This is a genomic window from Reyranella sp., assembly GCF_004297405.1.
Taxonomy (GTDB): Bacteria; Pseudomonadota; Alphaproteobacteria; order Reyranellales; family Reyranellaceae; genus Reyranella.
Genome location: NZ_SCVC01000006.1, coordinates 494,083 through 519,342 on the forward strand (window position 1 = coordinate 494,083; position 25,260 = coordinate 519,342).

Below are 25,260 nucleotides of genomic sequence, written 5' to 3' on the forward strand. Positions count from 1 at the left end.
CAAATGCGTCTAGCGTTCAGCGATCAGGAACTGGCATTCCAGCAGGAAGTCCGCGACTGGATCACCGCCAACATGCCACCCGAAGTGGCGGAAGAAAGCCGCCGCAGCCGCACCAGCCACGTTTCGAAGGAGCGGCTGGTGCAGTGGCAGAAGAAGCTCGCGAGCAGGGGCTGGCTCTGCCCGAACTGGCCCAAGGAGTATGGCGGTCCGGGCTGGAGCTCGACACAGAAGTTCATCTTCGAGATGGAGATGGCGCGAGCCGACTCGCCTTATCTATCTTCGTTCAGCATCAAGATGGTGGCACCGGTCCTCATGAAGTTCGGCAGCGAGGCGCAGAAAAAGCGCTTCCTGCCCAAGATCGCCGCCGCCGAGGAACTGTGGTGCCAGGGCTACTCCGAGCCGGGTTCGGGCTCGGATCTGGCGTCGCTACGCACCAAGGCTGAACGGCAAGGTGACCACTATGTCGTCAATGGCCAGAAGATCTGGACCACCAATGCCCATTTCGCGGACTGGATCTTCTGCCTCGTGCGCACCTCCAACGAGGGCAAGCGCCAGGAAGGCATTTCCTTCCTGCTGATCGACATGAAGTCGCCGGGCATCACCCTCGATCCCATCTATCTGGTCGACGGCACGCGCACGCCGATGCGGCACGAGGTCAACCAGGTTTTCTTCACGGACGTAAAGGTGCCGGTCGAGAATCTGGTGGGCGAGGAGAACAAGGGCTGGACCTACGCCAAGTACCTGCTCGAGTTCGAGCGCGGCGGTCAGGCCTTCGGTCCGCGGCTACGCAAAGCCTTCCGTCATCTGCAGACGCTCTCCAAGACGCAGATGAGCGAAGGCAAGTCGCTGTCGGCGGACCCGAGCTGGCGGGAGAAGATGGCTGCAGTGGAGATGGAGATCGACGCCATCGAAATGAACGAGCTGATGTTCTACTCCAGCCTGAAGACTGGCGATGCGCCGGGCAACATGGGCTCGGTGGTGAAGATGCGTGGCACCGAAGTGGGGCAGAAGGTGACGGAACTCGCCGTCGAAGCAGTGGGCTGGTACGGCACACCCTTCACCGAGCTGCGCAACTACGACAGCAACGTCGTGCCGGTGGGTGGCGAGTATGTCGACGACGTCTCGCCGCGTTACTTCAACACTCGCAAGACGACCATCTACGGCGGCTCGTCCGAAGTGCAGCGCAACGTGCTGGCCAAGGCGATGCTCGGGCTCTGACCATGGATTACCGCCGCCTCGGCCGCGCTGGCCTGAAAGTTTCCGAGATCTGTCTCGGCACCATGACTTTCGGCAATGGCGCTGACGAGGCGGAGGCCAAACGGATGGTCGACGCCGCTTTCGATGCCGGCGTCAATTTCTTCGACACCGCCAACGCCTATGTCGGCGGTGTGTCGGAGACGATGCTGGGCAAGGCGCTCAAGGGGCGGCGGTCCGATGCGATCGTCGCCTCCAAGGTCTTCAATCCGATGGGCGGGCGGCCGAACGACTCGGGCATGTCTCGGCTGCACATCCTGCAGGCGGTCGAGGACAGCTTGCGTCGCCTGCAGACCGACTATCTCGATCTCTACTACATCCATCACGTCGATGTTCAGACGCCTCTTGACGAGATGCTGCAGGCGTTCGACGACCTCGTACGCCAGGGCAAGGTGCTCTACACCGGCTGCTCCAACTACGAAGCCTGGCGCCTGATGAAATCGCTGTCGATCAGCGACGCCAGGGGCTGGAATCGCTTCGTGGCCTATCAGCCGCAATACAGCCTGGTCGTGCGCGACATCGACGAAGAGATCGTCCCGGCATGCCAAACCGAAGGTTTGGGCGTCGTCGCCTGGTCGCCGCTCGCCGGCGGCTACCTCACGGGTAAATACACCCCAGGCAGCCTCAAGGTGCAGGGCACGCGCTCAGCCGAAGGCTGGGGATTCCAGAGCCGTTTCTTCGCGCCCAACCACGCTGAGATCCTGCAAGCCCTCTTCGACGTCGCGAAGGAGATCGGCAAGTCGCCGGCTCAGGTGGCGCTGCGTTGGGGCATGGACCAGCCTTTCATGACCAGCGCCATCGTCGGCGCCCGCAATGCTCAGCAGCTCGGCGAAACCCTGGCAGCGGGTGGCTGGCGCCTGCCGGGCGAAGCGCTGGCGAAGCTCGACAAGATTTCCAAGCAGCCGCACCGATACCCTCGAGCGTTCGAAGATCCGATGGTCGAACGCCGCAACGCTGCAATCAAGATGCCGGGCGGCGCCAAGACCTAACTTAATCACCTTCTCAACTGCCGGCATAGAATGCCGTGAAGTCGCCGAGCGGGATCTTCTTCCATTCATCGATCGGATAGTCGCGGAAGGACTTGAGCATGACCTCGGCCTTGCCGTCAGTGATGAGCTTGTTCTGCACGATGAAGTAGAGGTGTGGTACGCGCCCCCGGAAGGTGACTTTGGCGAGGTCCTTGGCATCTCCAAAGTCGGCATGATTCGCCATGACGCGGACGTTGCGGACTTCGAGGCCGATCTCGGGGGAGGTGACATAGACGAGCGTCGACGCTCGGTCAGGCGAAGCGACGTCGATCTCCCGAATGAATTTGATGACATCGCTATTGGCCGTCGAATGCCTGAACTCGCGAAGGCCCAACGGATAACGCAGATTGGCCAGGAGGTGGGCCGTCTGGGAAGAAATGCCGTAGGCAATGCTCAGCAGGCCGACCGCAAGGGCGGCCAACCGAGCCGCTCTGTACGGCAGATCGAGAGCCGTCTGCACGATGCCGATGAACAACAAAAGCGAGACGATCCGGAAGTAGCGTTCTTCCTCGCCGATCATGCCGCCGCGCGCCCTGATCCAGACCAGCACGAGGCCATAAGAGAGCGCCGTCAGGGTCGCAAAGCGAAGGTACCCGGCATGGCTCGCGCGCAAACGATGCCAGACGAAGTAGAACGTCACAGTGGCGGGAACAGCCATCGCGACAGCAACCGGGATCGGTGATTGGAAGACGGGGCGGCTCGGATGGGAGAAGATGTAGTTCCCGAGTTCACCGAGGGAGAGCGAAGCCCCCCAAGTTGAGCTGAACGCGAGCACTGCCATGGCCAACGCATTCGACCAGTCGAATGCGCTTCCGCCAACGGCGCCGCTCCAGCCGTGCCGGTACCAGGCATAGTAGAAAGCGATGCCGACGATGGTGAGTGTCGTCCCGGCAATGAAGCCCTTGCGTACGGTTTCGCGCCACGCTTCCCATGGCTTGGGCACCGAAAGCACGGCAGCAAAGATCGCCGCCGCGGACAGAATGATGCCGTTCAATTTAGCAAGGAACATTACCGCTGTTCCGGCGGCGAGGGGCAGGATCGCATACCAGCGCAAGTCACTGAGTTTCCAGACCAGCAGCAGGAACCAGGGGGCAACTCCGAAGAGCAGCGGCTCACCCCCGACATATATTCCGAATGGGAAGGAGAAGTGACGTGTCCCGGCGATGATCGCCAATGCGATGGCAGAGGTTCGCAACGGGAATCCGAACGCCGTGTAGAGCGTCAGCCACCCCCACAGCCCCAGGACTGAGAAGATCGTTACGACCACGACGATGGCAACACCGAGGCTCAGCCCGGCTTCTTCCAGCAGACCGGGCAGCAGGTATTGGCCTGGCGACCAGGCGGCCATGAACGTGCCGGTTACTTTCGACAAATCTCGGGCGTCCGGCTCGGCCATCTCGTTGACGGGCCGCTCGTGCCGCGCATCCCACACGAGCAGACCAAAGCCGCTGTCAGACCAGACGACCGGCTTCACCCAGGCATTGAGCGTCGCGTAGGCGAAGACGATCGAAGCGATGAAGACAGCGCAGAAAGCCGGGACAGAGAGAACGGATCTCAAGGGGAAGGCGACACGATCGACAGTCGGCCGTCACGAAGGTCGCAACGGTCGATTTTCTTCGTCGGGCTTTCATCGTAGAGCTGGACGATGCTCGGCACGTAGAGCGGCCGATTGTTGATGATGCCTGTCGTCGAGACCAGGCGCGTTTGGTTGCCCGCTTCGGCCTGCGAGTAGACAAGGGCCACGCCGTTCAGCAGGGCATAGTCGTCGGTCCAATCGAGGCGCAGCACAGTCACAGACCGGCCGTCAGCATCGCGTGCCGACCAGCGCTGCGCGGAGGGCAGGGGCACTGCCTTGCCAACTCCACGATGAACGCGACCGTCGAGATCGATGCCGATTTGCTGGAGCTGGTTCAGCGGCAGGCTGGTGCGGGCATATTCCCTGTTCTGGCCGATCCACAGCTCGACATGTGGGAGATTGATCCAGGAGCTATTGGCCGTCGCGGGCTGGGACGCGGCTAAGGGGTCGTAGACCTGGATCAGCAGGGACTTCAGCCCGACCGCCATTGCCTTGATCTCGGCCACCTGGTCGGTGGGCGCCGGCTTGCCGTAGACGATGAAACCATTGGCGCCGGCGGTCGTCATCGTTGCTACGCAATTGCCGATCGCAGTGCCGGTCGGGATCTTCGGGTCGTCGCCCAGCACCGGACCGACGATGTCGTAAGCGCCAACCACGCCGGGAGCCAGCTTGGGAGCGAAGGGTGCCGGACCTTTGGGCCAATCAGGGCAACCGATTCCGGGATCAGGGTGGGTCGCGCGATCCTCGGTGATCGACCGAACGACCATCGTCTCGTAGTCGAAGTCGGTTTTGGTTCCGCTGGTTTCCGAACTCGTATGATAACTGCACGAACGCTCGCTGAGCGGTCGCCACGGCGAGAGCGAGTAAGTGACGGTGCCCTCCCACCGCCACGACGAACCACCGGTCTGCCAACGGGCCAGCCGATTGGGGCTTATCGTGACTTCGTCCTCACCGACACCCGACGAGCCATAGCCGTCGTTGCACAGCTTGAGGATCTGCTTGGGTGGGGAGGTGCCTTCGAGCAGCCAGTATTCGGTGCCGCCGTTCCTATCGCCGTTGCCGCTACGGCAGCCATCGTCCTGGTCCTCCGGCTTGTCGGCGAGGCCGAGGCTCACTGCCGCGACACTGAGCGGCGTGCCCGCGGGAGACTTTCCAGCATCGTAGGTCTTGGCGATCTTGCAGGTGGTCCGTGCTTGGCAGATCGCGGCGGTTTGGGATGCGTCGGGAGCTGCCTGAACCGCGAGTGGCAGGGCGAGCAGGGCTGTCGACAGCAAAAGGATACGCATTGCGATTGTCATCCCGCGAGCACGGCCTCGCCGACGATCTGCGTACGATGCATCAGCCGTCGCAGACTCTCGTCGAAGGCATCACGTCGATGCATGACGCAACGATTGTCCCAAAGGACGAGATCGCCGGCGCGCCATTTCTGATACCAGGCAAAGCGTTCCTGTGTGGCATGCGCCCACACCGCGTCGAGCAGGGCCTCGCTCTCCTCGACGGGCAATCCATGGATATAGGCGCCGGGACGGCGGCCCAGGAACAGCGCCTTGCGCTTCGTAACCGGATGCAGGCGGACGAGCGGATGCACGGCGCCCGGCGTCTGGCGCACGTCGAGCGTGCGCTGAAAGCCGCGACGTAATTCACCGGCCGAGTTGCGGCTGGAATCGTGGATGCAGGTCTTGCCGTCGATCGCGCGCTTGAGATCGTCCGGCAGGGTCTCATAAGCCGCGTACATGTTGAGAAAGCCGGTATTACCGCCACCGGGGGGCACTTCGAGCGCGTAGAGTAGCGACGCACGCGGCGGCAGTGGATTGTAGGACATGTCGGTGTGCCAGACGAGTTCGTAGCTGCCGAGACTGCCGACGGCCTTGCCGTCCTTCTTGACGCTCGAGATCACGGCGACCCAGTCGCGTGCATCGGCGACGACATCGGAGTCGGCGCGGTCGAGGCTTGCGGCGGCGATCGGCACACGATCGAGTTCACCGAAGCGGGCACTGAAGGCCATCAGGATGCGATCATCGATCTTCTGACCGGAAAAGCGCAGCACGAGATGCTGGGCCCAGGCCTCGGCGATGCGGCCGAAGGTAGTGTCGTTCATCGCACTCGAAAGATCGACGCCATGGATATCGGCGGCAAGGGTTGCGCCAGTCGGTTGGATCCAGAGTTCACTCATACGCCACCTGCAGGATCGAAATAGTGCGGCACGAAACGGCTGTTGTTGTGCGTGATGCGGCGCTCGTCCTCGCGCATACCGATACCCGCGGCCTTGCCATCGATCACCCAGGAGCCGACCAGGGCATGGTTGCCGTCGAACACCGGCAAAGGCTCGTAGGCCTGCCAGACAAAGCCCTCGGTGCCGTAGTTGCCACCAGCGGTGTCGAAGACACCGGGACCGACGACCGTGACGTTGTGGCCCTCGCGGCCGAAGATCGGCTTCTTCACGAAGGCGCGGCCGAGATCGGGATGCTCGCTGTCGAAAGCTGGCAGAAGGTTGCGATGGTTGGGAAAGCCCTCCCACAGAAGCGGCAGCAGCATCTTGTTGCTGAGGATCATCTTCCACGCCGGTTCGAGGAAGGCCGTCGTATCGGTGAGCACATGGATGCCGAACTCCTCGCGCACCATCCATTCCCAGGGATAGAGCTTGCTCATCACCTGGATCGGCATCTCGTCGGGATCGGTGAAGCGGCGACCATTCCAGCCGATCTGGGCGACACTGATCGGCTTGCCGGCGAGGCCGGCTTGCAGGGCGGTGTCGCGGAGATACTCGGAGGTCGCGAGATCCTCGGGATGGTCCTCGAAGCGCGCAAAGTGGACGAGCCCTTCCGGCGGCAGGCGCGCCAGGATTGCACGCCAGGCCTCGATCAGCTTTTCGTGGATCGAGTTGAACTGGTCAGCGTCGGGCTTGGCGTCCTTCAGCCAATACCACTGCACGACGGCGGCTTCGTAGAGCGCGGTCGGGGTGTCGGCGTTGTACTCCAGAAGCTTCGGCGGATTCCTGCCGTCGTAGGCGAGATCGAAGCGGCCGACGAGCGTCGGGTCGGACCGGCGCCATACGCGTTCGATGTAGTCGCCCCAGACAGGTGGGATGCGCATGCGTTCCCACAGCTTGTTCGCGATCACATACTCGACGGCCTTGAGGCAGATTCCATGCAGCTCCTCGGTCGTGGCTTCGAGCTCGTCGATCTGGTCCGACGTGAAGGCGTAACACGCCTGCTCGGTCCAATAGGCTTTGCTATCGAGGACGTAGAAGTCGAACCCGAGCTGTTCGAGCTTCTGCTGCCAGCCCGGCCGTGGCGAAATGCTTTCGCGACGCATGCCTAACTCGAGCCGGACGAGCCGCCGCTCGATCCTGTGCTGCCGAAACCGCCGCGCTGGCTCTGGCTGGGAGCCGGCGTCGCCTTGGGGGCGTCAGGCGTGGTGGCACCTGGCGAGGTCGCGGTGCCGCCGGGACGCGTCGTGGTCGCCGTGCTTCCTGGCGTCTGCGGCCCGGAGACGGCGGGCCCGCGAAAGAACGGGTTCGGCAGGAACCAGAGGTAGGGCAGCGCACCGAGACCAGCGCCGACACCCGGCGCGCAAGAATAGAGGAGTGCCGCGCCGGCGACGCCCATCAGCACGAGCTTTACGCCACGTGACATACGGGAGTTGGGGGGTGGGGTGCTGGGCGAAGGCATTGGGCGACCTCAGCTCGTGAGGCAGGCAGCGTTGATCAAGCCGAAGCAGGCGGCAAATCCACCGGCTGTGATGCCGGCTGACGCTTGGTTGGACTCGATCGCCATCTTGAGCTGGGGGAGCATCAGGCGCATGCCGATATGCACGATCAGCTGCACGACGAGAGCGACCAACGCCCAGAGCACGAGGTCGGTCAGGCTGACGGATTGGGCGATGGTGTTGGCCAGCGGCAGGCAGAAGCCCAGCAGGGCACCGACCAGTGCCGTTGCGGCGGCCGAGTTGCCGGCCCGGATCAACGTGAATTCCCGCCACGGCGTGATCAGTGTGTAGACGAACAGGAACAGGCCAATCAGGCCGAAGCCGACGACGACGTAGCGGACGAAGTTGGGGAAGGCCGCGACCAGCCACTGGAATTCAGGCATGTCGCGACTTTCCGCCGGTCAGCCGTGCATGGTCAAGCCGCCGGACACGCTGATCGTCTGCCCGGTGATGAAAGCGGCATCGTCGCTGGCCAGGAAGCACACCGCACCAGGAATATCCTCAGGCTGGCCGACCCTTTTCATCGGAATGGCTCCAACCAGGGCCGCACGCACCTTCTGGCCACGTTCGTCGTCGCCAGCGACGGCCGCCAGCAACGGCGTATCCGTGGGGCCGGGGCACACGGCGTTGAGCGTAATGCCCTTGCGCGCCACTTCGCGCGCAACTGTCTTGGTGAAGGCGATGATGCCGCCCTTGCAGGCTGAATAGACGGCTTCCTGGGACGAGCCGACACGCCCAGCGTCCGAGGCGATGTTGACGATGCGGCCACTGCCGCGCGCCACCATGCCCTTCAGCACGAAGTGGCTCATGTTGAGCGGTCCGCGGAGATTGATGGCGATGAGCTGGTCCCACAGGTCGGGTGTCGTATCGACGAAATTGGCGAACCGATCCCAGCCGGCATTGTTCACCAGAATATCGGTCGGGCCCACTTCACGCTCGAACTGCAGGATGGCGCTGCCCACGGCATCGTAGTCCGAGATATCGACGCCGGAAGCGAATCCCTTGACCTCGGCGGCGACCTTGTTGGCGCCGTCGAGGTTGCGGTCGAACACGCCGACCTTCGCACCATAGGAGGCGAAGCGCCGACAGATCGCGCTGCCGATCGCACCGCCACCACCGGTGACGATGACACTCTTGCCGTTCAATCCGCGCATGGTCTGCTCCTCAGAGGGGCGAGTAGGGATCGAACTTGGGCTTGCGCTTCTCGAGATGCGAAGCGAGCCCTTCCTTTACCTCCGGACCGAGGAAGCCGAGCATTTCCAGTCCAAGCGACGTGTCGAAGGTCGGGCCCATCATGCGCAGCCAGTTGTTCAGTGCGTACTTCGTGAAGCGGATGGAAGTTTGTGCACCCTCAGCGAGCTTGGTCGCGACTTCGAGTCCCTTGGCTTCGAGCTGGTCGTCTTCGACACAGAGGGAGACGAGGCCAATGCGTTCGGCTTCCTCGCCATCGACCGCCTCACAAAGCAGTAGATAGTACTTCGCCTTGGCCATGCCGCAGAGCAGCGGCCAGACGATGCAGGCGTGGTCGCCGGCGGCGACGCCGAGCCGCGTGTGTCCGTCGATGATCTTGGCCTTCTTCGAGGCGATCGACACGTCCGCCAGGATGCCGGCAACGAGGCCGGCGCCGACGGCGGGGCCGCGCATGGTGCTGACGATCGGCTTGGAGCAGTTGATAACGTTGTAGACGATGTCGCGAGCTTCCTTCCACGTGCGGAGCAGCGCGTTGTAGTCGGTTATGTTTTTTTCGATGATGTCGAAATCACCGCCGGCCGAGAACACCTTGCCGCCTGCGCCCTGAATGATGACGCAGTTGACCGTGTCATCGCCGTCGATATCGCGCCATACGTCGACCAGCTCGCGATGCATGATCGCGTCCGTGGCGTTGTATTTCTCCGGCCGGTTCATCGTGACACGCAGCACCTTGGGGTGCGGACGATCGAACAGCAGGCGCTGGTATCTCTTTTGCCAATCGGACATGAGGTCTCCTCCGTTGCGGAGGAGCCTAGCCCGCTTCGTGTCGGCGCCTCAACGACGCGTGTTGCCGGCGCTCCACTGGCCGGCACTGGCGAAGCGTACAGCTTCTTCCGCGGCGCGAACCAAGGCGCGCGCCTTCAGCACACTCTCCTGGTATTCGGCCTCGAGGTCGGAATCGGCCACGACGCCGACACCCGCCTGGACATACAGGGTGTTGTCCTTCACCAGGCCAGTACGCAGCATGATGCAGGTGTCCATCGAGCCGTTGGCGGCGAAGTAGCCGGCGCAGCCGGCATAGATGCCGCGGCGCACCGGCTCGACTTCTTCGATGATTTCCATGGCACGCACCTTGGGTGCACCCGACAGCGTGCCGGCCGGGAAGCCGGCCTTGAGCGCATCGATCGCATCCAGCCCGTCCTCGAGCGTGCCCTCGACGTGGCTGCTGATGTGCTGGAGGTGGCTGTACTTCTCGATGGTGAACTGCTCGACGACCCGCACCGAGCCGATCTTGGAGACGCGACCGACATCGTTGCGTGCCAGATCGACCAGCATCAGGTGCTCGGCATGCTCCTTGGGATCGGCCAGCAGCTTGTCGGCGAGTTGCTTGTCCTCGTCAGGGGTCGCCCCGCGCCGGATGGTGCCGGCCAGAGGTCGGATGGTGACGGTGTTGTCGCGCAACCGCACCAGGATCTCCGGGCTCGACCCTACGATGGTGAAATCGCCGTAGTCGAAGAAGATCAGGAACGGCGAGGGGTTGATGCGGCGCAGCGACCGGTAGAGCGACAGCGGCGGCAGCTTGAAAGGCAGCGAGAAGCGCTGCGATGGCACGATCTGGAAGGCGTCGCCGGCGCGGATGTACTCCTTGCAGGTTTCGACCATCTGCTTGAAGTCGTCCTTCGACATATTGGCCTGCGGCTCGGGCAGGCCATCGAGGGCGTCGGCGCTTTCGCGGCGGAAAGGCAGTGTGCGCTCGAAGTCGGCGACGGCGTCGCCCAACCGTTCCTGGGCAGCCTCGAAGGCGGCGCGGGCCGAGACGCCTGCCTGCGGCCAGGCCGGCGTGACCAGGGTCACGTTGTCTTCCAGACGGTCGAAGATGCAGATCAGGGTCGGTCGCACCATGATGGCGTCGGGCAGGCCGATCGGATCGGGATTGGTGTCGGGCAGCCGCTCCATGTCGCGGACCATGTCGTAGCCCAGGTAGCCAAACAGGCCTGATGCCATCGGCGGCAGGCCGGGCGGCAGGTCCATCTGGCATTCGCGGATCAGCGTACGCAGTGTTTCGAGTGGCCGACCATCGAGCTTCTCGAAGGCGCGAGCGTCGGTGCGAGCGTGGCGGTTGATCTCGGCCTGGCCCTTGGTGCAACGCCACACGACGTCGGGCTTGAAGCCGATGATCGAATAGCGGCCACGCACCGAACCGCCTTCGACGGATTCGAGCAGAAAGGAATTGGCGCGTCCGTCGGCCAGCTTCAGGTAGGCCGAGACGGGTGTTTCGAGATCGGCGACGAGCTTGGTCGAAACGACCTGCGGCTTGCCAGCTTCATAGACAGCCTCAAAGGCGCCGAAGTCGGGCGAAATCGACATGGGAGGAGGCCTATTGCTGCTGCTGCTGGAAGAGCGTCGTGAAGGCGTCCTGGTCGACCGTGACGCCATATTTGGCCCGCAGCGCCGCCACGAGCTGCAGGATGAGATCGTTGGCGATCATCGTATCGAGCTGTTTGCCATAGCGCTCCAGCGCGTCCTTCTCCTTGGCGAGATCGGGGGCGTCGATCTGCTTCAAGCGGACCAGCACGCTTCCCTCGGCGGTGCGTACGGCCTGCGTCTTGTCGAGCGCGAGCTTGAAGAGTTCCTGCACGGCGGCCGGGTTCAGGTAGTTGCCGGTATCATTCTCGAACCGCGTTACCGGCTTGGCGATGCGTGCCTCCAGGCCCAGTTCCTTGGCGAGGGTAGGGAAATCGGTTCCGGCATTGGCCTTTTCGACTGCAACCTTGACCTTCTCGTCGGCGAGCTTGCGGCGCTCGTCGGCCTGCCAGGCATCGACGACCTTAGCCTCGACCTCGTTCAGAGCAGGTACGCGGGCTGGCGTGATGCGATCGGTACGCACAATGAAATACTCGCCGCGTTGCGTTTCGAGCAGCTCGCTCTCGGCGCTCTCGCGGGTCGAGAAGGCAGCCTGCACCAGCTCGGCGGCCGCAGGACCAATGACGATCTGCTTGCCGGTCGCATCCTGGCCACTGGAACTGACATTATCGTAGGTCCGGATCTTGAGGCCAAGATCCTCGGCGGCGGCCTTCATCGACTGGGTCTTGCTCAGCACGCGCTCGAAATCAGTGACGAGCTTGATGAGAAGGTCAGGGGCCTGCTGGGCCTTTAGCTCCTTTTCGAGCTTGTCCTTCACCTCTTCGAACGGCACGGACTTGCCGGCCTCGATCTTGTTGATGCGGATGACGTGCCAGCCGAGCGGCGACTGGAGCGGTGCCGCCGCAATGCCCTCGGGCAGGCCGAAAATGCCGTCGGCCAGCGCACCCGGCGGCAGATCCTTTTTGGTCACGGGGCCGAGCTTGATCACGCCGTCGGCATTGCCGGTGACTTCCTTGGCGGCATCTTCGAGCGACTTGCCGGCCTTGACTACTGCGATGATCGCCTTGGCCTTGTCCTCGCTGTCGGTCATGGCTTGATCGACGTCGCGCTTCTCCGGCGTGCCGAACTCGGCAGCGCGCGCCTCGTATTCCTGCTTTACGGCGTCGGCAGTGACGGCGACCTGACTCTGCACATCGTCGACGGTCAGCATGATGTAGGAGAAGGCGCGGAACTCCGGGATCTGGAACTTGCTTTTGTTGGCTTCGAAGTAGGCGTTGAGCTGCTCAGGCGTGGGCTTGGGAACGTCGACCACGATCGCGTCGGGCACGTAAATCGTCTCGGCGACGCGCTTCTCGCTGTCGAGCCGGAAGATATCGTCGCGCAAAGAATTGGGCGCGAGGCCCTTGGGTTGCACCACGGCGAAGAGCTGGGCCGCCGCGATCTCGCGGCGCATGTCGTTCTCGAACTGCGGGATGCTGATGCGCGCCTGCTGCAGACGATTCCTGTAGAGCAGGGGATCGAATGTGCCCCCCGCGCCCTGGAAGGCCGGATTACGCGCAATCGCAGCAGCTACCTGCGCTTCACTGGCGGTAAGACCGAACTCGCGGATGGCATAGTCGAGTACCGTACGCTGGATCACCTCCTCGAGAGCGCTGACATGCAGGCTCATGCCCATGGCTTCTTCGGTCGTCGGGCGACGCCGGTACTGGCGCTCGAAGGCTTCGAGCTGCCGATTGTACTGTTCGCGCACTTCGGCCGAGGATACCGAGGCGCCGCCGACCCAACCGTAGATGGGTAGGTGATAGCCGCCGACATGCGCGACCTCGGCGCTGCGGCCCCCGCTGCGGATCATGTCGCCGATCCCCCAGAAGGCAAAAGCGATGATCAGCATGCTGGAGAGCAGGAACAGAACGACGAAGCGGGCGTATTTGGTGAACTTATTCACGGCTCTGCAGGGGTGTGATGGGGGGTCCGAACGGGGCGCCATGCCTACCATCGGCCTTCCGGACAGGCAACCAAGCGGCCTTTACCGCAAACACCGACGCCGCTAGACACGCCAGCGGACGAATAAAGGGGAACATCATGGCGCGTACAAGGCGGCCGCTGATCGCCGGCAACTGGAAGATGAACGGTCTCACCAGCGATGCCTTGGCGCTTGCGAAGGATGTCGCGGCCGGTGTGAGCCAAGCCGGTTGGACCGACCGCGAATTGCTCGTCTGCCCGCCGGCGACCCTGGTGATGGCGGTGGCCGGTGCAGCCAAGGGCAGCGGTCTGCTAGTTGGCGGCCAGAACTGCCATGCCAAAGCAAGCGGCGCCCATACCGGCGATATCTCGGCCGAGATGCTGAAGGACGCCGGCGCCAGCCATGTGATCGTGGGCCATTCCGAGCGCCGCAGCGATTGCGGCGAGACCGATGCGATCGTTCGCGCCAAGGCCGAGGCGGCCTGGCGTGCGGGCCTGCTGCCGATTGTCTGCATCGGCGAGACCCTGGCCGAGCGCGAAGCTGGCAAGACGCTCACGGTGCTGGAGACCCAGCTCAAGGGAAGTGTGCCGGCAGGCTCGACGGCCGCGAAGCTCGTGGTCGCCTATGAGCCGGTCTGGGCGATCGGCACAGGCAAGACCCCCACTGTTGCCGAAGTGGCCGCAGCCCACGCGCATATTCGCAAGGTGCTGGGCGGCCTGATGACCGACGCCGGCGCGGTTCGTCTGCTCTACGGCGGTTCGGTCAAGGGCAGCAATGCCGCCGAGCTGTTGGCGGCAGGTGATGTCGACGGCGCCCTGGTTGGCGGTGCCAGCCTGAACGCTGCGGAATTTTTGGCTATCGCCAAGGCCGCGTAAAGCGGCTAGAAGCGCCCGCTGCGGGTGCCCCCCGCTTGCGGAGATACCCCTCCTAGCGCTGGACGAAAATGGACGCCGTAAGACACTTTCTTCACGAATGGCGGCTGGTGCTGCTCGTCATCCATGTCGGCGTGACAGCCGCGATGATCGTCGTGATCCTGCTTCAGCGCAGCGAAGGCGGTGGCCTTGGCATGGGCCGCACGGATGCACTCTTTTCTGTGCGTGGCCAGGCCAACGTGCTGTCGCGGGCGACGGCGATCCTCGCCGGTATCTTCTTGTTCCTCAGCCTCCTGATGGCGTGGAGCTTGACCGATCCGACCCGGGGCACGAAATCGATCATGGATCGTGCGCCGGTCGGCGCGCCAGCGGCCCCTGCAGGGTCGGCGGCTCCGACCAGTCCGACGCCCGCACCGGGTACGACGCCTGCAGCGCCGGGACAGCCCGCCGCTCCCACCCGCTAGGAACTTCGATGCAACGCATCCGTTTCCCTCGCCGAAGCACCTCCGGCGAGACGATATCCCCATGGCTGGACCCAACAACGTTTAGTATGCTGTAAGCCCATGACGCGCTTTATTTTCATAACGGGCGGCGTGGTTTCCTCGCTTGGTAAGGGTCTTTCGTCGGCGGCGCTCGGCGCGCTGCTGCAGGCCCGCGGGTACAGGGTCCGGCTCCGCAAGCTCGATCCCTATCTCAACGTCGATCCGGGGACGATGAGCCCCTACCAGCACGGCGAGGTCTTCGTGACCGACGACGGGGCGGAAACCGACCTCGACCTCGGCCACTACGAACGCTTCACCGGCGTCGATGCCCGCCAGAGCGACAACATCACCACCGGCCGCATCTATGCGACTGTCATCGCCAAGGAGAGGCGGGGCGAATATCTCGGCGCCACCGTGCAGGTGATTCCGCACGTCACCGACGCCATCAAGGAATTCGTGCTGACCGATACCGACAAGGAGGACTTCGTCCTCGTCGAAGTGGGCGGCACGGTCGGCGACATCGAGAGCACGCCGTTCCTGGAAGCCATCCGCCAGGTCGGCAACGAACTCGGCCGCGAGCGTACGATGTTCGTGCATCTGACCTTGCTTCCCTGGGTTCCGACAGCGGGCGAACTCAAGACCAAGCCAACCCAGCATTCCGTCAAGGAATTGCTGAGCGTCGGTATCCAGCCCGATCTGCTGGTCTGTCGCAGCGGCGACAAGGAGATCCCGGCCAACGAACGTCGCAAGATCGCGCTGTTTTGCAACGTGAAGCCCGAAAGGGTCATCGAGGCGCGCGACGTCGACACGATCTACCAGGTGCCGATCGCCTATCACGAACAGGGTTTCGACGCCGAGGTCTGCCGATACTTCGGCCTCGACGCCGAAGCCGAGCCGAACCTCGAGCGCTGGCGCGGTGTTGTTCGGTCGGTGCGCGAGCCTGAAGGCAAAGTGACGATCGCGGTGGTCGGCAAGTACACGGTGCTGCTCGACGCATACAAATCGCTCTCCGAGGCACTGACCCATGGCGGCTTCGCCAACAATGTGAAGGTCGGCCTGGAGTGGATGGACTCCGAGATATTCGAGCGTGACGATGCGGTCGCCCGCCTCGAGCATGTCCATGGCATCCTGGTGCCGGGTGGCTTCGGCGAGCGCGGGACCGAAGGCAAGATCCATGCGGTGAAGTTCGCGCGCGAACGTGATGTGCCGTTCTTCGGCATCTGTTTCGGCATGCAGATGGCGGTGATCGAAGCGGCGCGCAATCTACTGGGCATCGAGGATGCCTCGTCGAGCGAATTCGGTCCCTGCGAGCACGCCGTGGTCGGTTTGATGACCGAATGGACCAAGGGCAACCGAGTCGAAAAGCGCGAGGCTGATGGCGATCTTGGCGGCACTATGCGGCTCGGCGCCTATCCGGCACATCTGCGGCGTGGCACCAAGGTGCATGACATCTACGGTCAGGACGTGATCAGCGAACGTCATCGCCATCGTTACGAGGTCAACGTCAACTACAAGGACCGGCTGGAGCAGGTGGGGCTGCGCTTCTCGGGCATGTCACCGGACGGCATCCTGCCCGAGATTGTCGAGATCCCGGACCATCCCTGGTTCATCGGCGTCCAGTACCATCCCGAGCTCAAGTCCCGGCCGTTCGCGCCCCATCCGTTGTTCACTTCGTTCATCGGTGCCGCCAAGACGCAGAGCCGCCTGGTCTAGGCAACGGGGCGGAGAGCAGGGCGGCCATGGTCGCCGGGTCGTATTTCGGTCATGTTTCTCGGCAGAATCGAGCCGTCATGATCCGCACCATCGTCATTGCCCTGATCGGGATCGTCTGCCTCGGCGTAAGCGCCGGGGCCCAGCAGTCGTACGGCAAGGCCGAACGGCGCGATCCGCTCTTCCTGCGCTTTCCCGAAATGGCCGATCGCTATTGGGAACGATCGGAGACCAGCACCGCCAGCAACAAGGTAGTGGCGATCCCGATGCCCAAGCAGTGCGCCTTCCTCTACGCCGACTCCTACACGCGTGGCCAGATGAGCCCACGCGAAGTACAGGACACGGCGCTCTCCAACTGCAACAGGCGGCTGGCCGACCTGGGACCGCTCGGAGAGAACTACATGATCGATTGCCGCTGCCAGGTCGTGCTCAGCAACGAAAACTATCTCGTGCCGAAGAACCTGTTGCCGGACGACGCCTACGGGCCGGTATCGATCTTCTATCGCGACGATCGCGGCAACATGGCTCGGTTGAATGGCGTGGTCCGCTACGGCGCCCTGATCGGACGCGATCGTTCGGTCACCTTCTCGGTCGAGAATCCGAGAGGCGATCGGGTTTGCGACGGGACGATGACCAACGAGGGGCCGGCGAGTGGGCAGTTCTCCCTGTCCTGCTTCGGCGGCAAGTTCGGTGGCAGGGGCTCCTATGAAAGCAAGTTCGGTGCTCCCAACGACCACATCATTGCCCGCGGCCAGACGGGGCGGGGCCAGCCTGTCGTGATGGTGATCGGCCTGCCGGCGCAGCTCGCCGCCAATACCTACGGCGCCATCTGAGATGCGTGCGCTCCCACTGCTGGCTGCTTTCGCGCTCCTGGCTCCGGGGGCGGTCCTGGCGCAGAGCGCCGGTGAAGTCGAGCGCTGTTTCCAGAATCCTGCGGCCTGTGCCTCGGGAGGCGGCGGGGCGGCGCCTGCGCCCGCTCAAACGCCCGCCCCCGTTACGACACGGCAAGCTCCTGCGCCCGACTATGCAACGGTACTCAACAGCTCCGAAGCCGATCGCAAGAAAATCCAGGAATCGCTGCGTACGCTCGACAAGTACAACGGACCGATCGACGGCAATCTGCAATCCGAAGCGACGACGAAGGCGATCGCCGACTGGCAGAAGGGCCGCGGTGCGGCGGCCGCCGGCAAGCTGACACCGCCGGAAGCCGCACAGTTGAATGCCGAAGCAGCCCGCGCGCCGATCCGGCGCATCGAGCCACCGGTGCAGACCGCGGCCGCACCACCCTCTAATGCCGATCAGCTGAAAGCCCTGCAGGCAAGGCTTGCCGAACGCCGCAAGGCGGCCGAACCCAAGGCGAATGCTGCCGCGCAGGCACTGATCGGCGACCTCAAGGCCTATGTCGCTGCCGACGGGAAGGGCGTGGTGGGCGATCAGTTCGCGGGTTTCGCCAAATGGTACAGTGACAACAAGGCGGCAGGCCGCAGCTTCGGCATGATTGCTCCTGCGATCGACGACTACGGCGATGCCAAGGCCGGTGCGGCGACCACGGCCGAGGTCAAGTTCGAGACCAAGCAGGGCGCGAACACCTTCAACCAGTGCCTGATGTTCGCCTGGATCGAGGGCAGCCCACGCAAGAACGCCCAGACTTTCTCCTGCGACGACGTCGCTGCCGTCGAGAAATGGAAAACCGATCAGGCGCTGAAGAGCGCCTGGCGTTAGCTGGCGCTTGCTGCCTCTGCGGCCACCGGCTCAGTCGACTCGTTCGAGGTAGCTTTCGAACACGCCGACATGCACGAACGCCGGGTCGGCCGAGTTCGGCCAAAGCTCCTGCGCGTCGAACCGGACATCGTATGTGGGTTCGTCCTCCGACTTCACTCCATGCGCGTGAGCATCGGGGAAGGGATAGGCGGGCGAAACATTGACGACGACGCCGGTCTTGCCACGGATGTAACCGGGCATGCGGACATGGCCAGAAACATGGTTGGTCTTCACCTTGACCTTGTCGCCAGGCTTCAGCACCTCGCGGGTCTCGACGTTACCTCGGCCCGGAGCGCTGGCAGACGAAAGCGGGAAGGAGCCTTGCGCGCGGCGCTCCAGTTCCTCGTGCGTGACGATGCCTTTCTCAACACAGAGCGTCGCCAGGCTGGTCAGCGAGCGCTCGTAGTAGCTCGCGGTCAGGTAATGCCGTGGCTCCATGCGCTCGATGGCATGGCGATACTCATCCATGTTGAAGATGCCGAGCTTTACCGCCAGTGAATAAAGCGCGTTGACTCGCTTTTCCCACGGCTCGTGGAATGTCGCTGCGCGCAAGGAGTAACGAACGCGGCCGAAACCCTGCTTGCCGCCGAGATCATGCATGCCGTCCATGATTGAACTCCGCTCCTAGAGGCGCGACACGCCGATCATCGAATCCTTGGTCACGAGCGAAGCGAGCTTCTCCTCGGACCAGCCTTCGGTACCTTCCGGTCGCACCGGCAGCACCATGTAACGGGTATCCGCCGTGGTATCCCACACGCGGATCTCCATCTCGGGCGGCAGTTCGAGGCCCATTTCCTTCAGCACGGTCCGTGACTGACGAACGACGCGCGCGCGATATTCGAGATCCTTGTACCAGTCGGGCGGCAAGCCGATGATCGAGAAGGCCGTGCACGAGCAGAGCGTGCAACAGATCACATTGTGCACTGTCGGCGTATTCTCCAAGACGACCAGGTGCCGGTGATGCGCCGGCATCGATAGGCCAAGTTCGGCAACCGCATCGCGCCCGTTGGCAAACAGGCGCTGCTTGAACTCAGGATCCGTCCAGGCTTTCGCTACGACGCGGGCACCGTTCTGCGGCACCCACTGCTCCTCGGCGAGATGCTCGAACTCCTCGATGAATTCGCCCGGCTTCATGCCGCGCTCTTCGAAAACGGCCTGGATGGCGTCGACACGCTGTTCAACGGTGGCTGTTATCTGGATATGGGGCTGGTCGGGCATGTGCTTCTCGCGGGCGGCTGCAAAAAAGAGAGGCGAACTATAGGAAGCGCGCGCCATCCCGTCACTTGCTCGCAGGCCATCGCGGAGCTAGAGAAACCGCGCCCCAAACCGGAGTTTTTCTCATGAGCGCCATAGCTGAAGTCCGCGGCCGCGAAATCCTCGACAGCCGTGGCAACCCGACGGTCGAAGTGGAAGTCGAACTCGACAGCGGCGCGATCGGCCGCGCGGCCGTTCCGTCCGGCGCCTCGACCGGCGCACACGAAGCCGTCGAGCTTCGCGATGGCGACAAGAAGCGCTACGGCGGCAAGGGCGTGCTCAAAGCAGTCGCTGCGGTAAACGGCGAGATCATGGATCTGCTCTCCGGGCTCGATGCACTGGAGCAGATCAAGATCGACCGGGCGCTGATCGAGCTCGACGGCACGCCGAACAAGGGTCGCCTCGGCGCCAATGCGATTCTCGGTGCGTCGCTGGCGGTCGCCAAGGCGGCGGCGATGGATAGTGGTCTGCCACTCTACCGCTATGTCGGCGGCAGCCAGGCTTCGGTGCTGCCGGTGCCGTTGATGAACATCATCAACGGCGGCGCACACGCCGATAACCCGATCGACATCCAGGAATTCATGATCATGCCGGTAAAGGCGGAGCGCTTCGCCGACGCCCTGCGCATGGGTGCCGAAGTCTTCCACGCGCTGCGCAGCCAGCTCAAGGACGCGGGCCACAACACCAACGTGGGTGACGAAGGCGGCTTTGCGCCCAACCTCGCCACCGCCGACGAGGCCCTGAGCTTCGTCATGAAGGCGATCGAGAAGGCCGGTTACAAGCCCGGCGAGGATGTCGTACTGGCGCTCGACCCGGCATCGACTGAGTTCTTCAAGAAGGGCAAGTACGAGATGGAAGGCGAGGGCAAGTCGTTCGATGCCGCCGGCATGGTCGACTACTACGCCGACCTCGTGAAGCGCTACCCGATCGTGTCGATCGAGGACGGCATGGCCGAAGACGACATGAAGGGCTGGAAGGCGATCACCGACAAGCTCGGCAAGAAGGTCCAGCTCGTGGGCGACGATCTTTTCGTCACCAATCCGAAGAGGCTGGCCCAGGGCATCAAGGACGGGCTCGCCAATGCGATCCTGGTCAAGGTGAACCAGATCGGCACCCTGACTGAGACGATGGAAGCCGTTTCAATGGCGCGCAACGCGAGCTATGGCGCGGTGATGTCCCATCGCTCCGGCGAGACCGAGGACGCCACGATCGCCGATCTCGCGGTCGCGACCAACTGCGGTCAGATCAAGACCGGCTCACTGTCCCGCTCGGATCGCCTCGCCAAGTACAACCAGCTCCTGCGCATCGAGGAGCAGCTCGGCACCCAGGCGCGTTACGCCGGCACGTCGATCCTGCGCGGCGCCTGAGGCCTCCAGGCGTTCGGCGCCTCAGCGACAGGCGCCGAACGCGACCTCACCGGGACTTCACGACGGAACTCACCGGCCGCACTCCTCGGGAGCGGTATTGGCTAGAATTACCGGGCTCGATATCTTGAGGCGTGGCCCGGACCGACCCTAGGAACTCGACCCAATATTGGTGGGACCGTCACCTGACGGGTCTTTCGTTGCTTCGTGCCGACTTCACCACGCACGAATATCCGCCGCACACACACGATGCTCTGGTCGTCGCTGCGACCGAGCAGGGCGGTTCGATCGTCAAGAGTCGTGGCGAAGTGACGGAAGCGCGTGTCTCAACCTTGTTTGTCTTCAATCCGCTCGAACCACATGCTGGCTGGATGGGATGGAGCGAACGTTGGCGCTACCGATCACTCTACCTCACACGCGAGGCCCTTGATCGGGTGGCGCGCGAGTTGGGCATCGAAGCTGTGCCGTACTTCACGCGTAACATGTTCGACGATCCCGACTTGATCAGTGGCTTTCTCGCGATGCACCGAGCCATCGAGCAGGGGCGCGACGTCTTCCGTGAACGCGAGCTCTTGGTCGGGACATTCAGCCGGTTGTTCCAGCGCCATGGCAGTGGTGGTGGTCGGATCGAACCGGCGCCGCGCGATCGAATGCTGCTTAATCGGGTTATCGAGCGAATGCGTGCCGACTATGCAAGCGATCTCCGCCTTGAGGAGCTGGCGGCCAGTGTCGGGTTGACGACGTTTCAACTGATCGGACTGTTCAAGCGCACGACAGGACTCACGCCGCACGCCTACCTGACTCAGATCAGGCTCGGCATGGCGTGCCGCCGCCTGCGGCACTCCCAGGCCATCGCCGAGGTAGCGACCGATGTGGGCTTCTACGATCAGAGCGCGCTCACCCGACATTTCAAGCGCTGCTACGGAATTACGCCGCTTCAGTTCGCTCGCGCGGCGGCCTGACGTCAATTTTCGCCAATACCGCTACGCCGCGGTCGTGTAGTCCGCGGCGATGCATCTCTTCTGTCACGAACACCCCGATACTCTTGTCGTCGAGACAACGGTTACCGATGCGCGGCCAGGCAAGGTCGCGCTGGCGCAATCGCCTTTCTATCCCGGCGGGGGCGGACAGCTTGCCGATCGCGGTGTCGTCCGCTGGGCTGGTGGTGAGGCCAAGGTAACTGGCTTCGACCTCTCTGCCGGCAAGGTCTGGCTTCTGCTCGACACGCAGGCCGAGGTCTCGGGCACTGTCGAAGCGGCCGTCGACAGCAGCTTCCGTCATATGATGCGCCAGCTTCACACCGACACACATGTGTTGAACGCGCTGGTCTTCCAGCAATTCGATGGCGCGTTGGTGACAGGCGTTCAGATGGCCGAGGACGGGACGGCGCGTATGGATTTCGACCTGCCAGGCGCCAACAACGAACGCTTGCGCGGTCTTGAAGGCCCGATAAACGATCTCATTCGCCAGGACATCGCTGTATCGATCGCCTACGTGCCGATGCACGAGGCTCACGCCGAGCACGGCCTGATCCGTAGCCGTTCGGTAGCCCCACCGCCGACACCGGACGGCAAGATCCGCATCGTCGAGATTGCGGGCCTCGATCGTCAGGCCTGCGGCGGCACGCACCTCGCTTCGACAGGGGCATCACCCCCGGTCCGCATCCTCAAGATCGATAACAAGGGACGCCACAACCGCCGGATCCGCATCGGCCTGTCCGACGCTAAAGGCCCCTGACAGAACGAAAATTCCTTGACTTCCTAACACCATATATTGCCATATGGAGTCAGGAACGCCGCATATGTTGTTGAGACCGCGTCAAATTCTGGCTCCCGTCATCTTCGCCACGGTATTCGGTTATTTCGGATATCACCTGGTGAATGGCGATCGCGGACTCTTGGCGATGGCCCATCTGCAGCGCGAAGTACTGGTTGCCGAACAAAATCTCGCCGAAGCGGAGACGACACGGAAGATCTGGGAGCGTCGCGTTTCAGCGCTGCGCAATCAAAGCCTCGACCCCGATATGCTCGACGAGCGCGCACGCGTGCTGCTCAACTTTGCCCGCAAGGACGACCTGATCGTCTTCACGCCGACGCGTTGATGACGCGTTGATCAGCGTTCGCTGGGCGGCCCTCCGAAAGAAACTGTCCAAGCGACTCCGTCGTTGGCAAACATTCGCTCAAATGCTGCGGCGCACTCGGGGCGACTCTGTTTTTTCCTGCTAGATCAACTACATCGCGATAAGCGATGCTATAAGCCGGGTGGGCTCACGAGGGGGGTACTATGGCGAAGCCGGCCACGAAGCCGAAAGTCGAATCACTTCCGGACAATGGGAAGCCGCCCTCGAAGTCATCGGGACCGGGCGACAACAGCGCGACCGCCGACGAGCTCAAGTCTTACTACAGGGAAATGCTGCTGATCCGCCGCTTCGAGGAGCGGGCCGGCCAGCTCTATGGCATGGGCCTCATCGGTGGCTTCTGCCATCTCTATATCGGCCAGGAAGCCGTCGTCATCGGCATGCAAGCCAATGTCCACGAGGGTGACGCCGTCATCACCTCCTACCGCGATCACGGCCACATGCTGGCCTGCGGCATGGATCCCAAGGGCGTCATGGCCGAGCTGACAGGACGTAGTGGAGGCTACTCCAAGGGCAAGGGCGGCTCGATGCACATGTTCAGCCGCGAGAAGAATTTCTACGGCGGCCACGGCATCGTCGGTGCCCAGGTGCCGATCGGCACGGGCCTGGCGTTCGCCCACAAGTACAATGGCAACAAGAACGTCTCCCTGACCTATTTCGGTGACGGCAGTGCCAACCAGGGCCAGGTCTACGAGGCGATGAACATGGCGGCGCTGTGGAAGCTGCCGGTCGTCTACATCATCGAGAACAACCGCTACGGCATGGGTACCTCGGTCGAGCGCGCTTCGGCGACCACCGAGCTTTACCGCCACGGCGAGGCGTTCGGCATTCCGGGCGAGCGCGTCGACGGCATGGATGTGCTGGCGGTGCGGGAGGCCGGCGAGCGGGCGATGGAGTACGCGCGCAGCGGGCAGGGGCCGTACATCCTCGAGATGCAGACCTATCGTTATCGCGGCCATTCGATGAGCGACCCGGCCAAGTACCGGACCAAGGAAGAGGTCGACAAGTACCGCAACGAGCGCGATCCGATCGAGCACGTCCGCAAGCGCCTGATCGACGGCAAGATGGCTGACGAAGCCGCGCTCAAGGTGGTCGATACGGAGATCCGAAAGATCGTGAACGACGCCGCTGAATTCGCCCAGCACAGCCCTGAGCCCGACCCGGCCGAGTTGTGGACCGACGTCCTGGTTGGAGCCTGATCCCATGTCCATTCAGGTTCTGATGCCTGCCCTGTCGCCGACCATGACCGAGGGCAAGCTTGCGAAGTGGCACGTCAAGGTGGGCGATGCCGTGAAGTCCGGCCAGGTGATCTGCGAGATCGAGACCGACAAGGCAACCATGGAAGTCGAAGCAGTCGACGAAGGCACGGTCGCCAAGATCCTGATCGAGGAGGGGGCTGAGGGCGTCGCCGTCAACACGCCGATCTGCCTGCTTGCGGCCGACGGCGAGAGTGTTGCCGATGCGGCTCAGGCAACACCGGCCGAAGCACCTGCCGCTGCCGCCAAGGCCGAAGCACCGGCGCCAGCGCCCGCATCGGCAAGTGCGGCAGCACCGGCGGCTCCTGCTGTTGCCGCACCGGCCGCCGAACCGGAATGGAAAGGCAAGACTGCGCATGTGACCGTGCGTGAGGCGCTGCGCGATGCGATGGCCGAGGAGATGCGCAACGACAAGTCCGTCTTCCTGATGGGCGAGGAAGTGGCGCAGTACCAGGGCGCCTACAAGGTGAGCCAGGGCCTGCTGGAGGAGTTTGGCGAGAAGCGCGTGATCGACACGCCGATCACCGAGCACGGCTTCGCTGGCCTGGGCGTCGGCGCTGCGTTCGGTGGGCTGAAGCCGATCGTCGAGTTCATGACCTTCAACTTCGCCATGCAGGCGATCGACCAGATCATCAACTCGGCGGCCAAGACGCATTACATGTCGGGCGGCCAGATGACCTGCCCGATCGTGTTCCGTGGCCCGAACGGCGCCGCCTCGCGCGTCGCCGCGCAGCATTCGCAATGCTACGCGAGCTGGTACGCTCATGTGCCGGGCCTGAAGGTCGTGGCGCCGTGGAATGCAGCTGATGCAAAGGGACTATTGAAAGCAGCGATCCGCGATCCCAATCCGGTGATCTTCCTCGAGAACGAGCTGCTCTACGGCCAGTCGTTCGACATGCCGGACGATCCCGAGTTCGTCCTGCCGATCGGCAAAGCCAAAATCGAGCGTCCAGGCAAGGACGTCACGATCACGGCCTTCTCGATCATGGTCGGCAAGGCGCTGCAGGCGGCCGAGGAGTTGGCCAAGCACGGTATCGATGCCGAGGTGATCAACCTGCGCAGCCTGCGTCCGTTCGATACCGAGACCATCGTCAATTCAGTGAAGAAGACCAATCGCCTGGTTTCCGTCGAGGAAGGCTGGGCCTTTGCCGGCATCGGCTCGGAGCTATCGGCGCTGATGATGGAACATGCCTTCGACTGGCTCGACGCGCCGGTGAAGCGCGTGGCCGGTCTCGACGTGCCGCTGCCCTACGCAGCCAACCTCGAGAAGATGGCATTGCCCCAATCCGACAACATCGTCGAGGCCGCCCGCGCGGTCTGCAATCGCTGACGCGGGGAGA

The 25,260-nt window shown here is 63.3% G+C and carries 25 protein-coding genes; 13 read left to right on the forward strand and 12 right to left on the reverse strand.

What is annotated here, in order from left to right; translation table 11 throughout:
• Positions 1 to 3: 3 nt before the first annotated feature.
• Positions 4 to 1,218: an acyl-CoA dehydrogenase family protein gene (locus tag EPO50_RS04540; RefSeq protein ID WP_296341459.1), complete on the forward strand. Its 1,215-nt coding sequence runs from the start codon at positions 4 to 6 to the stop codon at positions 1,216 to 1,218.
• 2 nt (positions 1,219 to 1,220) lie between these two features.
• Positions 1,221 to 2,243, forward strand: coding sequence for an aldo/keto reductase (locus EPO50_RS04545; protein ID WP_296341460.1), 1,023 nt, complete (start codon positions 1,221 to 1,223; stop codon positions 2,241 to 2,243).
• A 13-nt stretch (positions 2,244 to 2,256) separates the two neighbouring features.
• Here the strand turns inward: EPO50_RS04545 and EPO50_RS04550 are convergent, their stop codons facing one another.
• The 10 genes from EPO50_RS04550 to EPO50_RS04595 are packed head-to-tail and all read right to left on the reverse strand — an operon-like array spanning position 2,257 to position 13,066.
• Entirely contained in the window at positions 2,257 to 3,840 is a 1,584-nt protein-coding gene (locus EPO50_RS04550) for a hypothetical protein (RefSeq protein WP_296341461.1), read from the reverse strand.
• Entirely contained in the window at positions 3,837 to 5,144 is a 1,308-nt protein-coding gene (locus EPO50_RS04555; RefSeq protein WP_296341462.1) for a hypothetical protein, read from the reverse strand. Before EPO50_RS04555 ends, EPO50_RS04550 begins: the two co-directional genes overlap by 4 nt.
• A gap of 8 nt (positions 5,145 to 5,152) precedes the next feature.
• Positions 5,153 to 6,031 (reverse strand): TauD/TfdA family dioxygenase, encoded by an 879-nt coding sequence (locus tag EPO50_RS04560; protein ID WP_296341463.1) that lies wholly within the window; start codon positions 6,029 to 6,031, stop codon positions 5,153 to 5,155.
• Complete coding sequence (locus EPO50_RS04565; RefSeq protein ID WP_296341464.1) at positions 6,028 to 7,173, reverse strand: glutathionylspermidine synthase family protein; 1,146 nt, start codon at positions 7,171 to 7,173, stop codon at positions 6,028 to 6,030. Before EPO50_RS04565 ends, EPO50_RS04560 begins: the two co-directional genes overlap by 4 nt.
• Before the next feature lie 2 nt (positions 7,174 to 7,175).
• On the reverse strand, positions 7,176 to 7,493 hold the full coding sequence (locus tag EPO50_RS04570; RefSeq protein WP_296341465.1) for a hypothetical protein: 318 nt from the start codon (positions 7,491 to 7,493) through the stop codon (positions 7,176 to 7,178).
• Between the two features lie 45 nt (positions 7,494 to 7,538).
• Positions 7,539 to 7,949 carry a DUF350 domain-containing protein gene (locus tag EPO50_RS04575; RefSeq protein ID WP_296341466.1) on the reverse strand — a complete coding sequence of 137 codons (411 nt, stop codon included), beginning with the start codon at positions 7,947 to 7,949 and terminating at the stop codon, positions 7,539 to 7,541.
• 18 nt (positions 7,950 to 7,967) lie between these two features.
• Positions 7,968 to 8,720 (reverse strand): SDR family oxidoreductase, encoded by a 753-nt coding sequence (locus EPO50_RS04580; RefSeq protein ID WP_296341467.1) that lies wholly within the window; start codon positions 8,718 to 8,720, stop codon positions 7,968 to 7,970.
• Between the two features lie 10 nt (positions 8,721 to 8,730).
• A complete protein-coding gene (locus EPO50_RS04585) occupies positions 8,731 to 9,543 on the reverse strand; it encodes an enoyl-CoA hydratase/isomerase family protein (protein ID WP_296341468.1) in 813 nt (270 codons plus the stop codon).
• Between the two features lie 48 nt (positions 9,544 to 9,591).
• Positions 9,592 to 11,124, reverse strand: coding sequence for an anthranilate synthase component I (gene trpE / locus EPO50_RS04590; protein ID WP_296341469.1), 1,533 nt, complete (start codon positions 11,122 to 11,124; stop codon positions 9,592 to 9,594).
• Positions 11,125 to 11,134: 10 nt separating this feature from the next.
• Positions 11,135 to 13,066 carry a peptidyl-prolyl cis-trans isomerase gene (locus EPO50_RS04595; protein ID WP_296341470.1) on the reverse strand — a complete coding sequence of 644 codons (1,932 nt, stop codon included), beginning with the start codon at positions 13,064 to 13,066 and terminating at the stop codon, positions 11,135 to 11,137.
• Positions 13,067 to 13,203: 137 nt separating this feature from the next.
• On the opposite strand from EPO50_RS04595, the gene tpiA reads away from it, so the two are divergent.
• From tpiA to EPO50_RS04620, 5 genes are all read left to right on the forward strand, one after another.
• On the forward strand, positions 13,204 to 13,959 hold the full coding sequence (gene tpiA / locus EPO50_RS04600) for a triose-phosphate isomerase (RefSeq protein ID WP_296341471.1): 756 nt from the start codon (positions 13,204 to 13,206) through the stop codon (positions 13,957 to 13,959).
• Positions 13,960 to 14,027: 68 nt separating this feature from the next.
• Positions 14,028 to 14,420, forward strand: a complete 393-nt coding sequence (gene secG, locus EPO50_RS04605; protein WP_296341472.1) for a preprotein translocase subunit SecG — start codon at positions 14,028 to 14,030, stop codon at positions 14,418 to 14,420.
• Between the two features lie 99 nt (positions 14,421 to 14,519).
• Positions 14,520 to 16,151, forward strand: a complete 1,632-nt coding sequence (locus tag EPO50_RS04610) for a CTP synthase (protein WP_296341473.1) — start codon at positions 14,520 to 14,522, stop codon at positions 16,149 to 16,151.
• Between the two features lie 77 nt (positions 16,152 to 16,228).
• Positions 16,229 to 16,981 carry a hypothetical protein gene (locus EPO50_RS04615; RefSeq protein ID WP_296341474.1) on the forward strand — a complete coding sequence of 251 codons (753 nt, stop codon included), beginning with the start codon at positions 16,229 to 16,231 and terminating at the stop codon, positions 16,979 to 16,981.
• A 1-nt stretch (position 16,982) separates the two neighbouring features.
• Positions 16,983 to 17,870 carry a hypothetical protein gene (locus tag EPO50_RS04620; protein WP_296341475.1) on the forward strand — a complete coding sequence of 296 codons (888 nt, stop codon included), beginning with the start codon at positions 16,983 to 16,985 and terminating at the stop codon, positions 17,868 to 17,870.
• Positions 17,871 to 17,900: 30 nt separating this feature from the next.
• On the opposite strand, the gene nthB is transcribed toward EPO50_RS04620, so the two are convergent.
• Positions 17,901 to 18,518, reverse strand: coding sequence for a nitrile hydratase subunit beta (gene nthB / locus EPO50_RS04625; RefSeq protein ID WP_296341476.1), 618 nt, complete (start codon positions 18,516 to 18,518; stop codon positions 17,901 to 17,903).
• A 15-nt stretch (positions 18,519 to 18,533) separates the two neighbouring features.
• Complete coding sequence (gene nthA / locus EPO50_RS04630) at positions 18,534 to 19,127, reverse strand: nitrile hydratase subunit alpha (protein WP_296341477.1); 594 nt, start codon at positions 19,125 to 19,127, stop codon at positions 18,534 to 18,536.
• 122 nt (positions 19,128 to 19,249) lie between these two features.
• On the opposite strand from nthA, the gene eno reads away from it, so the two are divergent.
• From eno to EPO50_RS04660, 6 genes are all read left to right on the forward strand, one after another.
• Positions 19,250 to 20,530, forward strand: coding sequence for a phosphopyruvate hydratase (eno, locus tag EPO50_RS04635; protein WP_296341478.1), 1,281 nt, complete (start codon positions 19,250 to 19,252; stop codon positions 20,528 to 20,530).
• 131 nt (positions 20,531 to 20,661) lie between these two features.
• Positions 20,662 to 21,489 (forward strand): AraC family transcriptional regulator, encoded by an 828-nt coding sequence (locus EPO50_RS04640; protein WP_296341479.1) that lies wholly within the window; start codon positions 20,662 to 20,664, stop codon positions 21,487 to 21,489.
• Between the two features lie 49 nt (positions 21,490 to 21,538).
• On the forward strand, positions 21,539 to 22,264 hold the full coding sequence (locus EPO50_RS04645) for an alanyl-tRNA editing protein (RefSeq protein ID WP_296341480.1): 726 nt from the start codon (positions 21,539 to 21,541) through the stop codon (positions 22,262 to 22,264).
• Positions 22,265 to 22,328: 64 nt separating this feature from the next.
• Positions 22,329 to 22,628 (forward strand): septum formation initiator family protein, encoded by a 300-nt coding sequence (locus tag EPO50_RS04650; RefSeq protein ID WP_296341481.1) that lies wholly within the window; start codon positions 22,329 to 22,331, stop codon positions 22,626 to 22,628.
• Positions 22,629 to 22,810: 182 nt separating this feature from the next.
• Entirely contained in the window at positions 22,811 to 23,863 is a 1,053-nt protein-coding gene (gene pdhA, locus EPO50_RS04655) for a pyruvate dehydrogenase (acetyl-transferring) E1 component subunit alpha (protein WP_296341482.1), read from the forward strand.
• 4 nt (positions 23,864 to 23,867) lie between these two features.
• Positions 23,868 to 25,250 (forward strand): pyruvate dehydrogenase complex E1 component subunit beta, encoded by a 1,383-nt coding sequence (locus tag EPO50_RS04660; RefSeq protein ID WP_296341483.1) that lies wholly within the window; start codon positions 23,868 to 23,870, stop codon positions 25,248 to 25,250.
• Positions 25,251 to 25,260 lie beyond the last annotated feature (10 nt).